Genomic DNA, 555 nt, shown 5'->3' on the forward strand with positions numbered 1-555 from the left:
GGTTAATGCAGCACGATGCGCGCTGGTATCCGGACCCGAGTGCGTTTCGCCCCGAGCGCTTTGGCTGTGGCGCGCCAGACTTGCCGCGTGGGTCCTTCATGCCATTTGGCACAGGTCCCCGAGTTTGCCTGGGCCAGCACCTGGCAACGACGGAGATGACGGTCATCGCGGCAATGCTGTTGCAGCGCTTCACGGTGAGCGTTCCCGAAGGGATGGCAGCGCCCCGGCCGGCCTTCAACATCACGCTGCGCCCGGAATGTCCGCTTCGTTTGCGCCTAAAGGAATACCTACAAGGGGGATAACACGGAAGGCTCGCCCGACCAAAGCGCGCGGCCAAAAACAAGACTAACAAATCCGCTTAGCGTCGCCATTTTTTGGGGGGCATGTTCATGGAATAGATCGGCTAAGTTAGCTACTCGCTGAACGACACCTCCACATTGAATGGTCTCAATTCCGAGCCCACCCGCTCGTTCGCGCAGCGTCAGCGCCAGTTTCTTGAACGGCTCGAGTCGGCTTCGGCGGGCCCACGATATCCAACGCTCCAGCGCCGCCTGC

1 protein-coding gene and 1 pseudogene are annotated in these 555 nt (G+C 60.9%); one reads left to right on the forward strand and one right to left on the reverse strand.

All coding sequences use genetic code 11. The features are described from left to right. Positions 1–302, forward strand: a 302-nt coding sequence (locus PO883_RS34785; protein ID WP_289313844.1) for a cytochrome P450, incomplete at its 5' end; no start/stop codon positions are given. Here PO883_RS34785 and PO883_RS35015 read toward each other — a convergent pair. Then, positions 288–555: pseudogene (locus tag PO883_RS35015) on the reverse strand (hypothetical protein); the annotation flags it as partial. The gene PO883_RS34785 and the pseudogene PO883_RS35015 sit on opposite strands and share 15 nt — an antisense overlap.

Origin of the sequence: Massilia sp. DJPM01, assembly GCF_030348125.1 — a bacterium.
Lineage (GTDB): Bacteria > Pseudomonadota > Gammaproteobacteria > Burkholderiales > Burkholderiaceae_D > Telluria_A > Telluria_A frigida.